Source organism: Gilvibacter sp. SZ-19 (assembly GCF_002163875.1).
Lineage (GTDB): Bacteria > Bacteroidota > Bacteroidia > Flavobacteriales > Flavobacteriaceae > Gilvibacter.
Genome location: NZ_CP019333.1, coordinates 1,460,682 through 1,472,877, shown reverse-complemented (window position 1 = coordinate 1,472,877; position 12,196 = coordinate 1,460,682). Strand labels below are relative to the sequence as shown.

The following is a 12,196-nucleotide window of genomic DNA, read 5'->3' as shown; positions in this document are numbered from 1 at the left end:
GATCTTGCTACATAGTACTCTTTAGTTTGATGATCTTCTCTTGCGGAGATAATGAGCCTTATGAGGCTGTTCCAGTTTCAGAAGATCCACTAGAAGATACTGTGGCGACAGATATAGCGTTGACACTTGAAATTCCAGATTATTTCCCAGACCTAACTTATGATCTAAGTCAAAACCCACCTACTCAAAACGGTTTTGTACTGGGTAAGAAGCTGTTCTATGACGGACGTTTAGCTTCGGATGGGGTGGTTTCCTGCGGATTTTGTCACATCCAGGCCTTTGCATTTACGCACCATACGCACATTACCAGTCACGGTGTAGATGGTGCCATTGGAAAACGCAATGCGCAGCCCTTGCACAACTTGGCTTTTATGGAAGATTTCACCTGGGATGGCGCCGCAGATCATTTGGACGCTCAGCCTATTATACCGATCACTACCGAGGTAGAAATGAACAATACCTTTAGCAATATTGTCGCTACTCTGAGCCAAGACCCAGAGTATGTGGATATGTTCGCCGCAGCCTTTGACAACGGACAGATAGACCCTGATAATATTCTTAAGGCCTTGTCTCAATTTATGCTGATGATGGTCTCCGCAGACAGCAAATACGACCGTTATTTGCGTAACGACGGCACTACCCTGACCGCAGAAGAAACAGCTGGTCTAGGCCTTTTTGAAGCCAAATGTTCCAGCTGCCATGCTGGAATGCTCCAAACAGATCAGACTTACCGCAATAATGGCCTAAGTATTGACCCTGAATTCAACGATCTTGGACGTTTTAGAGTGACCGGGCAGCCAAGTGATAGCTTAAAGTTCAAAGTACCGAGCTTGCGCAACATAGAGGCGACTTTCCCTTATATGCATGACGGCCGACTGCCCGACCTTGAGGCTGTTTTAGATCACTATGCAAATGGCATTACAGACAGCCCTACTTTGGACCCTTTATTGAGAAATGAGGACGGCAGTTTAGGAATCCCACTAACCGCTTTAGAAAAAGCGCAGATCATCGCCTTTCTAAAAACCCTTACCGACGACAATTTTATCTTCGACGAACGCTTCGCTGAATTCTAGTAAAGAAGCATTGAAAAGCCTTATTATTCCATGCGTTTTAATAATATGTTAAAACGTTAATGTCCGGGCCTTTTGCCGTATATTTGCATACAATTTAGAATCAGTCTACAAAAGAATGATCAAAGTAAGTGATATAGCAAAAACCAAGATAGCCCAGCTCATGCAAGAAGAGGGCTTCAATACCGACACTGACTACGTTCGCGTAGGTGTTAAAAGTGGCGGCTGTTCCGGCTTGTCATACGAACTCAAATTCGACAATACCAAAGCCGATGAGGACAAAGTGTTCGAAGATAACGCAGTTCGCATCTTAGTGGACAAGCGCAGCTTTCTGTATCTGGTAGGGACAACCCTGGAATACAGTGGCGGACTAAACGGCAAAGGCTTTGTGTTCAATAACCCCAACGCCAACAGAACTTGTGGCTGCGGAGAAAGCTTTTCGCTTTAATTTTTAAGATATAATCAATCCATGAATAAGTTTACCGAAGACGATTTAAAAAAGGAACTCGAGACCAAAGAGTACGAGTACGGATTCTACACAGATATTGAGTCCGATACCTTTCCTGTGGGATTGAACGAAGATATTGTTCGCGCCATTTCTAAAAAGAAGGAAGAGCCCGAATGGATGACCGAATGGCGTCTGGAGGCTTTCCGATATTGGCAAGAAATGGAAGAGCCTGAGTGGGCTAACGTGAACTACGAAAAACCAGATTTCCAAGCTATTTCTTATTATTCGGCTCCTGCAAAGAAAGCCAAGTATGAGAGTTTGGACGAGGTAGACCCAGAATTGTTGGAGACTTTCAACAAATTGGGGATCTCTTTAGAAGAGCAAAAGAAACTGGCCGGTGTTGCGGTAGACATCGTAATGGACTCGGTTTCTGTAGCGACGACGTTTAAAGAGACCTTGGCCGAAAAGGGAATCATTTTCTGTTCCATATCCGAAGCAATTAAAGAACATCCAGAATTGGTAAAGAAATATATCGGTTCTGTAGTTCCGCAACGCGATAACTTTTACGCAGCCTTGAACTCTGCAGTTTTTAGTGATGGATCATTCTGTTACATTCCTAAAGGCGTTCGTTGTCCGATGGAGCTTTCCACCTATTTTAGAATCAACCAAGCTGGAACCGGACAGTTCGAAAGAACTTTGGTGATCGCAGATGAAGGTTCTTATGTGAGTTACCTTGAAGGATGTACCGCTCCGATGCGCGATGAGAATCAATTGCACGCTGCTGTAGTAGAACTCATTGCCCTAGACGATGCCGAGATCAAATACAGTACGGTACAGAACTGGTATCCTGGAGGCAAAGATGGGAAAGGTGGAGTTTTCAACTTTGTTACAAAGCGCGGAATCTGTGAGAACAATGCCAAAATAAGCTGGACACAGGTGGAGACCGGATCCGCAGTAACCTGGAAATATCCTAGTTGTGTCCTTAAAGGGAATAACTCTATCGGAGAATTCTATTCGATCGCGGTGACCAATAATTACCAGCAGGCCGATACCGGTACTAAGATGATCCACCTTGGAAAAAACACCAAGAGTACCATTATCTCTAAAGGGATCTCTGCCGGAAAGTCGCAGAACTCGTACCGCGGATTGGTACAGATCAATTCCAGAGCGGAGAATGCGCGTAACTTCTCGCAATGTGACTCGCTATTGATGGGGAACGAGTGTGGGGCGCATACTTTCCCATATATAGAGGCCAAGAACAAATCTGCAACCATAGAACACGAGGCGACGACCAGTAAGATCGGGGAAGACCAGATCTTCTACTGTAACCAACGTGGTATCGATACAGAAAAGGCCATTGCCTTGATCGTGAACGGATTTAGCAAGGAAGTACTGAACAAACTTCCTATGGAATTCGCTGTGGAAGCTCAGAAACTATTAGAAATCAGCCTAGAAGGCTCAGTAGGATAAAGATGAGAAAACTAGTTAGTCTATTTTTTGTTTTAGCCCTTCTGGCCAGTTGTGCAGAAGAGCAATCGACGGCAACTAAAACCTATAAAGGCAACTTTTTGCTGTTCGAAGACAATGCCGTTTTGGAAGTTAATGAGGTGATGTACACCGTAACTAACGATGCCATGACGCAAGAGTTAGCTACCAAAGCAGCAAATTGGCAAAAGACCCCTTACGATATGGTTCCTGTTACCTTGGAAGCCGTTGTTAAGGCAAAACCTGCCAATGCAGAAGGTTGGGATTCTATTCTGACCATTAAGAAAATTGTAGAAGTAAGTCCGACAGCTGTTGGGCCCGATATAGAAATTGAAGAAACAAAACAGTAAGATGTTACAGATAGAAAATTTGCACGCAAGTGTAGAAGACAAAGACATTCTAAAAGGAATTGACCTGCAGATCGGTGCCGGAGAGGTACACGCTATTATGGGTCCAAACGGTTCTGGAAAAAGTACCTTGGCCTCTGTTATCGCAGGGAACGAGGACTATGAAATGACAGAAGGCAGCTTGCTGTTAGAAGGAGAAGATATCTCAGAAATGGATCCGGAAGAGCGCGCTCATCACGGGGTGTTCCTTTCTTTCCAATATCCGGTAGAGATCCCGGGAGTATCGGTAACCAACTTCGTAAAGACAGCCATTAACGAAACGCGCAAAGCTAAAGGCATGGAAGAAATGCCAGCCGCAGAGATGTTGAAAAAGATCCGCGAAAAAGCAGCGCTTTTAGAGATAGATCGCAAATTCTTATCGCGTTCTTTGAACGAAGGCTTCTCCGGAGGTGAAAAGAAACGCAACGAGATCTTCCAAATGGCTATGCTAGAACCAAAGTTGGCAATTCTGGATGAGACCGATTCTGGTTTGGATATTGACGCCTTGCGCATTGTTGCAAACGGGGTGAATAAACTCCGCAGTGAAAATAATGCTGTTCTAGTCATCACGCACTACCAGCGCCTTTTGGATTACATAGTTCCAGACAAAGTACACGTACTAATGGATGGAAAGATCGTTAAATCCGGAGACAAAGATTTGGCCTTGAAGCTAGAAGAAAAAGGATACGACTGGATCAAAGAAGAAGTAAAAACGGCCTAATATGAGTTTAAAAGACAAATTGATCTCGTCTTATATGGCCTATGAGGATACCTTGGATCACCAACATGTGATCCACGATATTCGCGCTGCAGCCATTAAGAACTTTGAGAGCGGAGGGTTCCCATCGCGCAAGCAGGAAGCATGGAAGTACACCCCGCTAGACAAGATGCTCAAAGCAGATTACACCGTTTTCCCAAAGAAATCGGACGCTTTGGAGTACAAGAATGTTAAGCAGTACTTCTTGCACGATATTGACACTTACAAGGTTGTGTTTATCGATGGCGTTTACAGTTCTTTCTTGTCGGAGACAACACACGACGGCATAGACGTTTGCTTGCTTTCTGCGGCCTTAAGTAAAGACAAATACCGCCCTGTAATTGAAGCTTATTTTAATAAAGCTGCGGAGACAGACAGCATAACATCACTCAATACGGCCTTTGCCAAAGAAGGCGCTTACATTCACATACCTGCACATAAGGAAGTTGAGAAACCTATTGAGATCATCAATTTTGCTACAGGAAGTGAAGCAGCACTTATGATCCAACCGCGTAATCTTATTGTTGTTGGTGAGAATGCACATGTACAGATCATTGAGCGTCACCAAAGTTTGGCCGAGCATCCGATCTTGACCAATTCGGTTACGGAGATCTTTGCAGAGAAGCGCGCTTATGTGGATTACTACAAGGTGCAGAACGATGTTGAAACCGCTTCGCTGATAGACAGTACTTACATAAAGCAAGAACGCGACAGCAACTGCCGCGTACACACTTTCTCCTTTGGCGGAAAGCTCATCAGAAATAATTTGAACTTCTACCAGCAGGGAGAACACTGTGATTCCACACTGAAAGGAGTGACCATTATTGAGAAGAAACAACATGTGGATCATTCCACTTTGGTACATCACCAGTCTCCGAACTGCGAGAGTCACCAAGACTATAAAGGCATCTATGACGATGCCGCTGTAGGGGTGTTCAACGGAAAAGTTTTGGTGGATAAGATCGCTCAGAAGATCGATGCTTTCCAGCAGAACAACAACATCCTTATCAGTGACAAGGCGACCATTAACGCCAAACCACAATTGGAGATCTTTGCAGACGATGTGAAATGTTCTCACGGTTGTACCATTGGTCAATTGGACGAAGATGCATTGTTCTATCTACGTTCTCGTGGTATTGGAAAAAAAGAGGCTAACGCCCTTTTGATGTACGCCTTTGCCAACAACGTTTTGGAAAGTGTGAAGATCCCAGAACTCAAAAAGCGTATCAACCTGTTGATCGCCGAAAAGATTGGAGTTCAACTTGGTTTTAACCTATAAGAAAGCCCTCGGACTTGATGAATCAAACAGCCAAAATACCCTTTGATGTTACCGCTATTCGCAAAGATTTTCCAATCTTAAAACGCGAAGTGAACGGTTATCCCTTGGTGTATTTTGACAATGCCGCTACCTCGCAAAAACCGCAAGTGGTCATTGACAGCATTGTTGATTATTACAGCAATTACAACGCGAATATCCACCGCGGAGTCCACGCGCTGTCACAAGAAGCGACAGACGCCTACGAAGCTGCACGCAAAAAGATTCAGAAGTATATAGGGGCAGAAAAACAACACGAGGTGATCTTCACCTCTGGGACCACACACAGTATCAATATTGTCGCCAACGGTTTTAGCAACCTTTTGCAAGAGGGAGACGAGATTGTAGTGTCGGCCATGGAGCATCACTCCAACATAGTGCCTTGGCAAATGCTTTGTCAACGCACTGGAGCGGTTTTAAAAGTGATCCCGATGAACGAGGAAGGTGCTTTGCAAATGCAGCAGTACAAATCCTTATTAAACAGCAAGACCAAACTCGTATTCGTAAACCATATTTCTAACGCCTTAGGCACCATTAATCCTGTAAAAGAGATCATAGCACTGGCCCACCAGCACGGGGCAGCCGTTTTGATAGATGGAGCTCAAGCTTGTGCTCACCAGCAGGTCGATGTCCAAGATTTAGATGCCGATTTTTACGTGAGTTCCGCCCATAAGATGTGTGGCCCTACAGGTATCGGGTTTCTTTACGGAAAAGAAAGTTGGTTGAATAAATTACCGCCTTATCAAGGTGGAGGTGAGATGATCAAAGAAGTAAGCTTTGAGAAAACAACCTATGCGGAACTGCCCCATAAGTTCGAAGCCGGAACTCCAAATGTCTCTGGCGGTATTGCCTTTGGCATCGCAATAGATTACTTGAATTCGATTGGTTTAGAAGCCATAGCAGCCTACGAGCAGCAGCTGTTAGAATATGCAACTAAGCAGTTGCTCGAGATTCCCGGTTTGCGCATTTATGGAACCTCGGCCGACAAGACCTCGGTTATTTCTTTTAATTTAGAGGGCGTGCATCCGTATGATGTTGGCACCATTCTTGACAAATTAGGTATAGCAGTGCGTACCGGACACCATTGTGCACAGCCTATCATGGATTTTTATCAGATCCCTGGAACTGTGCGGGCGTCCTTTTCATTCTACAACACTACCGAAGAGATCGACAGATTGGTAGCCGGAGTGAAGCGCGCACAGCAAATGCTTAGTTAACCTAAATTAGAAGTATGAGAATTGGAATATTATTAATACTCGGTTTAATGCTGAGTTGTAACGGCAGTAAACAAAGTGCTACCAACGGTAAAGCTAAAGCCGATATGGAGCTTAACGGAAATTATAAGATCGTGTCTATGAATGGCGAAGATCTAAGTAGTGAAGGCATGGAATTGACCTTTGACGCTAGCGGAAATAGCGTGAATGGCACTTCTGGCTGCAACAAGATCTTTGGAAACTTTTCTCAGAATGGCAGCAGCATGAGCATAGAGGCTTTAGGGTCTACTAAAATGTTCTGTGAAGGCCGCATGGAATTGGAAAAACAATTCATGCAGGGGCTCGGTGCCGTTAATGGAGTTGCTGTTTCAGATGACGGCAAAATTAATCTGGTCAATGCAGATACGGTTTTAATGCAATTGGAAAAAATAGAAGAATGACCATAGCGGAAATTCAAGAAGAAATAATTGAAGAATTTGCATTCTTTGAAGATTGGATGCAGCGCTACGAGCATATGATCGCCTTGGGGAAATCCTTGCCCCTTATCGATCCGCAGTACAAAACAGATGAATTCATCATCAAAGGCTGCCAGTCCAAAGTCTGGTTACACGCCGAACTTCAGGACGGGAAAGTCATACTTACGGCAGACAGCGATGCGATAATTACCAAAGGAATAGTCGCCTTGTTGATCCGTGTATTTTCTGGACAATCTCCAGAGGCCATAGTAAATGCAGATCTCGCTTTTGTAGATGAGATAGGCCTTAAGGAGCATTTGTCTCCAACCCGAGCCAATGGCTTGGTTTCTATGATAAAACAAATCAAACTATACGCCGTGGCGTATCAATCTCAATTAAAGGCATAAATATGAGCGAGCAAACTGTAGATACCGCCGAACTTGGAGAAAAGATCGTAAAGGTATTAAAGACCATTTTTGATCCGGAAATTCCAGTTGATATTTATGAATTAGGACTGATTTACGACGTGCTTGTCAATGAAGACATGGACGTTAAAATACTAATGACCCTAACCACACCAAACTGTCCGGTGGCAGAGACCCTGCCCAAGGAGGTAGAAGATAAAGTCAAGTCCATCAAGGCTGTAAAAGACGCCGAAGTGGAGATCACCTTTGACCCACCTTGGAGCCAGGACCTGATGAGCGAGGAAGCCAAACTGGAACTGGGCATGTTGTAAAATTTTAAGGTATGAGCACATACGGAATCGATGCCATAGCTGTCTATATCCCCAAATTGTATTTGGATATCGCAGACCTGGCCGAAGCACGAGAAATCCCTTATGAGAAACTGAGAAAAGGACTTGGCCTAGAGCAAATGGCCTTGCCCGATACCGATGAGGACGCGGCTAGTTTTGCAGCCAACGCACTCTGGAAACTCATAGACGACAACAACTTGGATCCACGTGAAATTGGCCGGATCTACGTTGGAACAGAAAGTGCCGTAGACGGTTCCAAGCCCACAGCAACCTATGCCACAGAATATGTAGAGCAGCGTTTAGCACCTCAATATGGCAATCGCTGTTTTAAAAACTGCGATGTTGTTGATCTGACCTTTGCTTGTGTTGGCGCTGTAGACGCCATGCAAAATTGTTTGGACTGGGTAAAAGGAGGGCAAAATAGAAAAGCAATTGTCATTGCTTCTGATCTTTCTAAATACGAATTACACTCCACAGGAGAATACACCCAAGGCGCAGGCGCAGTAGCAGTTTTGATCACTGCGGACCCTAAAATAGTATGCCTTGGAGATACATGGGGCATTGGAATGCAAAGTGTAGGAGACTTCTTTAAGCCTCGCCGTAGCTTTGTAAAAGAAGACCTTTTAAAAGAGTTGACCGATTTCGCTGCTATTTCATTACCGAATTCTGAACAGACAGGTTCCTTATGGTCGGACCCACATCGTATTGTAAACGTTTACCGCGAAGAGCCTGTTTTTGACGGACAATATTCGAATGCCTGTTATTCCGACAGGATTACAGAAGCATTGGCGCATTATAAAGAGCAAAAAAGCACTGCCAATTTTATGAATTGGGACTACTTGGTCTTTCACCTGCCTTATGCCTATCACGGGCGTCGAATCATTTTACGCAACTGGTTGGATTGGATCAAAGACACACCGAAATACGAGGCCTTGATAGCAGAAGTTGGCAATCCAGATGAGGACCAGAAAGGCTGGAAGCGCACTGTTGCCAAGTCGAGCTTATACACTAAGTTTGTCTCAGATCATATAGAGATCACCGAACGCGCATCTTCTGTAATTGGAAATATGTACACGGCCTCTATTTTCATGGCATTGGTAAGTTTGCTTATGCATGCCCAAGAAGACGGCATAGATCTAACAGGAAAATCTCTTGGATTCATTGCCTACGGAAGTGGTTCTAAATCTAAGGTGTTCCAAGGTGAAGTGCTCCCAAGCTGGAAGGCTGGGATAGCCAATATGGATCTGAAAAAACAACTGCAAGCCCGCAAACAGGTAGATATTAAAACCTATCAGCAATTGCATACCGGAGCCCAACAACAACCCTTAGTTGTTTCTGATGATATAGTGCTTACCCATATCGAATCAGAAAAGGAAACCGCAATTGGTCTTAGAACATACGCGCAAAACAAGGCCTAAAGCATGGAAGAGCCCATTGTAAATAGAGTGGCTAAAAGCCCATTGATCAACTTAGATCTGGAAGCATTATTTCCAGAAGTGGAGGTTGTTGATCTCGATATTTCACAATGGCTAGAAGCCGGATTCATCTTAAAAGAAAAAGAGTTTCGCGCCCATTTACAAGAAACTGATTTCAGTATTTTTCAAGACAAGGTGGTAGCCTTGCATTGCAGTACAGATGCCATTTTACCTGGCTGGGCCTTTATGCTGGTCGCGTCTTTGGTGAATCCTGTAGCTAAGACAGTCGTTTTGGGAGACAGAACGACAGCAATGACTACCTATGCGCAGCAGTTTATGGAGCAGTTAGATTTGAGCGAATTTCAAGACAAGCCTGTCATTGTTAAAGGCTGCGGAGATCGTGATATCCCAGAACAAGCCTTGATCGCCTTAAGCAACAGACTGCAAGGTGTAGCTAAAAGCGTACTCTTTGGCGAAGCCTGTTCTTCTGTACCCATATACAAGCGCAGGTAAAACGTCGAAGTTTTACGTCCTTTCATCCAAATTCCTAAACTTTAGTATCCCTTGATTTCTACAGGAATTATATGGCGTATCTTTGCCGGGTAACTAATTAAGAGGGATAGCGCCCTGTTTTATCAATAAAAAACACACAAGCAATGAAGAGAATTGCACTACTTTTTGCCCTATTGGTTTTGCCCGCACTAAGTTGGGGACAAGAAACCGAAGAAGAACTAAAAGCCGCTATTGCAGCTAAGAAAGATTCTATCGCTGCCATTCAAGGTCGCGCAAATGGACTACAAGCACAATTAGACGCCCTGCCGGGTTGGAAATTTGGAGCCTTTGGAACCGTAGGATTCAACGTTTCTGAATTCAGTAATTGGTACGCGCAAGGAACGCCGAATGTATCCTCAGGAAACATCGGGATCACCTTTAACAGCTTTGCCAACTTAAAACAAGAAAAGTTTTTCTGGAGAAACGCGCTTAACGTGAATCTGGGTTGGGTAAAGTTCGACGATCAAGACGACCCAACAGACGATGACAGCTTCCAAGAGGCTACAGATGTATTCAACATCAGCTCGCTTTACGGTCGTAATATTGCGAAAAACTTAGCTGTTTCCGGTTTAGCCGAATACCGTTCTACTATTTTGAACAACTTCAACGACCCAGGTTATTTGGATCTTGGTGTGGGTGCCACTTGGACCCCTATCGAAAACTTAGTTGTGGTAGTACACCCGTTGAACTACAACTTTGTGTTTGCAGACAACGATGCCGTGTTCAACTCCTCTTTGGGAGCAAAGATCTTGGTAGACTATACCAGATCTATCGGAAAACTAAACTTTAAATCCAACCTATCGGCATTCCAGAGTTACGAGTCTAGCGACTTGTCTAACTGGACTTGGATCAACTCCTTGGGTTACACCCTTTGGAAAGGTATCGGTATTGGATTTGAATTGGGTCTAAGAGGTAACCAACAAGAAGCTTTGGCTAATGCCTTGGCCAATGTTATGGATGGTGACCCAACTCCAACATTCGACAATGTAGACAACGATATTCAGAGCTACTGGCTCTTTGGAGTGAACTACAAGTTCTAAATCCGCAGTATTGAAAACAAAAAGAAAGCCGCTAGAAAAAGCGGCTTTTTTTATTCTTGATCTCCTTCTTCGTAAGACGGATAAAGGAAATGATTATACGGAAAACGCGTGATATGTATCTCGCGAACTTTCTCGTAAACCGTCTTTCTGAATTCTTCGAGATTCTCCTTGTTCAAGGCGGATATAAAAATGGCATCCCCATTAGCTCGGGCCATCCAGGTACGTTGCCACTGTTCTAGAGTATTGTGCTTAGTGGTGCGCTCTGTGGTGAGATCATCGGGGGCAATTACTTCATGGGTATAGGCATCGATCTTGTTGAACACCATAAGGGTTGGTTTATCGGTGCAGTGAATCTCATCTAAAATACCGTTCACAGATTCGATATGCTCCTCAAAGTTCGGATGCGAGATATCTACTACATGCAACAACAGGTCAGCTTCGCGAACCTCGTCCAGTGTACTTTTAAAGGATTCTACCAATTGCGTTGGTAGCTTTCTGATAAACCCAACCGTGTCGCTTAGCAAAAATGGCAAATTACCGATCACTACCTTTCGCACCGTGGTATCAAGTGTTGCAAAGAGTTTATTCTCTGCAAAAACATTGGATTTAGAGATCACATTCATTAAGGTGGATTTCCCCACATTGGTATAACCAACCAAAGCCACGCGTACCAAAGCTCCGCGGTTTCCGCGTTGCACAGCCATTTGCTTGTCAATGGTCTGAAGTTTCTTTTTAAGCAAGGCGATACGATCTCTTACGATACGACGGTCTGTCTCAATTTCCGTTTCTCCAGGACCGCGCATTCCAATACCCCCGCGCTGACGTTCTAAGTGTGTCCACAAGCCAGTTAATCGAGGTAATAAGTATTCGTATTGCGCTAATTCCACTTGTGTACGGGCATAACTCGTCTTAGCCCTTTGGGCAAAAATGTCGAGAATCAGACCGGTTCTGTCCAGGATCTTACAGCGCAGTAATTTCTCTATATTATTCTGCTGCGCAGGAGTGAGCTCGTCGTCAAAGATCACCGTTGTGATATCGTTCTCTTTTACGTACTCCTGCAGCTTTTCCATTTTCCCGGTTCCAATAAAGGTCTTCGGATTTGGACGCTCCATGCGTTGGGTGAACCTTTTGGTCACCTCTCCTCCGGCCGTATAAGCCAAAAATTGGAGTTCGTCCAAATAGTCCTCTAAGGTATCGGCATCCTGACCTTGGGTCACTATCCCGACCAACACGGTTTTCTCGTAAGCTATTTCTTTTTGCTCTAGCATGGGTGCAAAGGTACAAAACCACTTGATTCGATGTATT

14 protein-coding genes are annotated in these 12,196 nt (G+C 44.3%); 13 read left to right on the top strand and 1 reads right to left on the bottom strand.

The features are described 5' to 3' along the window. Positions 1-29: 29 nt before the first annotated feature. The 13 genes from BTO09_RS06755 (at position 30) to BTO09_RS06695 (ending at position 10,891) form a co-directional block, all read left to right on the top strand. Entirely contained in the window at positions 30-1,073 is a 1,044-nt protein-coding gene (locus BTO09_RS06755; RefSeq protein ID WP_087524048.1) for a cytochrome-c peroxidase, read from the top strand. Between the two features lie 115 nt (positions 1,074-1,188). Continuing rightward, positions 1,189-1,518, top strand: a complete 330-nt coding sequence (locus BTO09_RS06750; protein ID WP_087524047.1) for an iron-sulfur cluster assembly accessory protein — start codon at positions 1,189-1,191, stop codon at positions 1,516-1,518. Positions 1,519-1,539: 21 nt separating this feature from the next. After that, complete coding sequence (sufB, locus tag BTO09_RS06745; protein WP_087524046.1) at positions 1,540-2,988, top strand: Fe-S cluster assembly protein SufB; 1,449 nt, start codon at positions 1,540-1,542, stop codon at positions 2,986-2,988. Between the two features lie 2 nt (positions 2,989-2,990). Continuing rightward, a complete protein-coding gene (locus tag BTO09_RS06740; RefSeq protein ID WP_087524045.1) occupies positions 2,991-3,353 on the top strand; it encodes a hypothetical protein in 363 nt (120 codons plus the stop codon). A gap of 1 nt (position 3,354) precedes the next feature. Further along, complete coding sequence (sufC, locus tag BTO09_RS06735; protein ID WP_087524044.1) at positions 3,355-4,110, top strand: Fe-S cluster assembly ATPase SufC; 756 nt, start codon at positions 3,355-3,357, stop codon at positions 4,108-4,110. A 1-nt stretch (position 4,111) separates the two neighbouring features. After that, positions 4,112-5,425 (top strand): Fe-S cluster assembly protein SufD, encoded by a 1,314-nt coding sequence (sufD, locus tag BTO09_RS06730; RefSeq protein WP_087524043.1) that lies wholly within the window; start codon positions 4,112-4,114, stop codon positions 5,423-5,425. Between the two features lie 17 nt (positions 5,426-5,442). After that, positions 5,443-6,678 (top strand): aminotransferase class V-fold PLP-dependent enzyme, encoded by a 1,236-nt coding sequence (locus BTO09_RS06725; RefSeq protein ID WP_087524042.1) that lies wholly within the window; start codon positions 5,443-5,445, stop codon positions 6,676-6,678. A gap of 14 nt (positions 6,679-6,692) precedes the next feature. After that, on the top strand, positions 6,693-7,115 hold the full coding sequence (locus BTO09_RS06720) for an META domain-containing protein (protein ID WP_087524041.1): 423 nt from the start codon (positions 6,693-6,695) through the stop codon (positions 7,113-7,115). Then, positions 7,112-7,537 (top strand): SufE family protein, encoded by a 426-nt coding sequence (locus BTO09_RS06715; protein ID WP_087524040.1) that lies wholly within the window; start codon positions 7,112-7,114, stop codon positions 7,535-7,537. Before BTO09_RS06720 ends, BTO09_RS06715 begins: the two co-directional genes overlap by 4 nt. A 2-nt stretch (positions 7,538-7,539) precedes the next feature. Then, positions 7,540-7,866, top strand: coding sequence for an SUF system Fe-S cluster assembly protein (locus BTO09_RS06710; protein ID WP_087524039.1), 327 nt, complete (start codon positions 7,540-7,542; stop codon positions 7,864-7,866). Positions 7,867-7,877: 11 nt separating this feature from the next. Further along, positions 7,878-9,302, top strand: coding sequence for a hydroxymethylglutaryl-CoA synthase family protein (locus BTO09_RS06705; protein WP_087524038.1), 1,425 nt, complete (start codon positions 7,878-7,880; stop codon positions 9,300-9,302). A 3-nt stretch (positions 9,303-9,305) separates the two neighbouring features. Then, entirely contained in the window at positions 9,306-9,812 is a 507-nt protein-coding gene (locus BTO09_RS06700; RefSeq protein ID WP_087524037.1) for a DUF2480 family protein, read from the top strand. Between the two features lie 143 nt (positions 9,813-9,955). Beyond that, positions 9,956-10,891: a DUF3078 domain-containing protein gene (locus BTO09_RS06695; protein WP_087524036.1), complete on the top strand. Its 936-nt coding sequence runs from the start codon at positions 9,956-9,958 to the stop codon at positions 10,889-10,891. Between the two features lie 50 nt (positions 10,892-10,941). On the opposite strand, the gene hflX is transcribed toward BTO09_RS06695, so the two are convergent. Continuing rightward, positions 10,942-12,159, bottom strand: a complete 1,218-nt coding sequence (gene hflX, locus BTO09_RS06690) for a GTPase HflX (protein ID WP_087524035.1) — start codon at positions 12,157-12,159, stop codon at positions 10,942-10,944. Between the last annotated feature and the right edge of the window lie 37 nt (positions 12,160-12,196).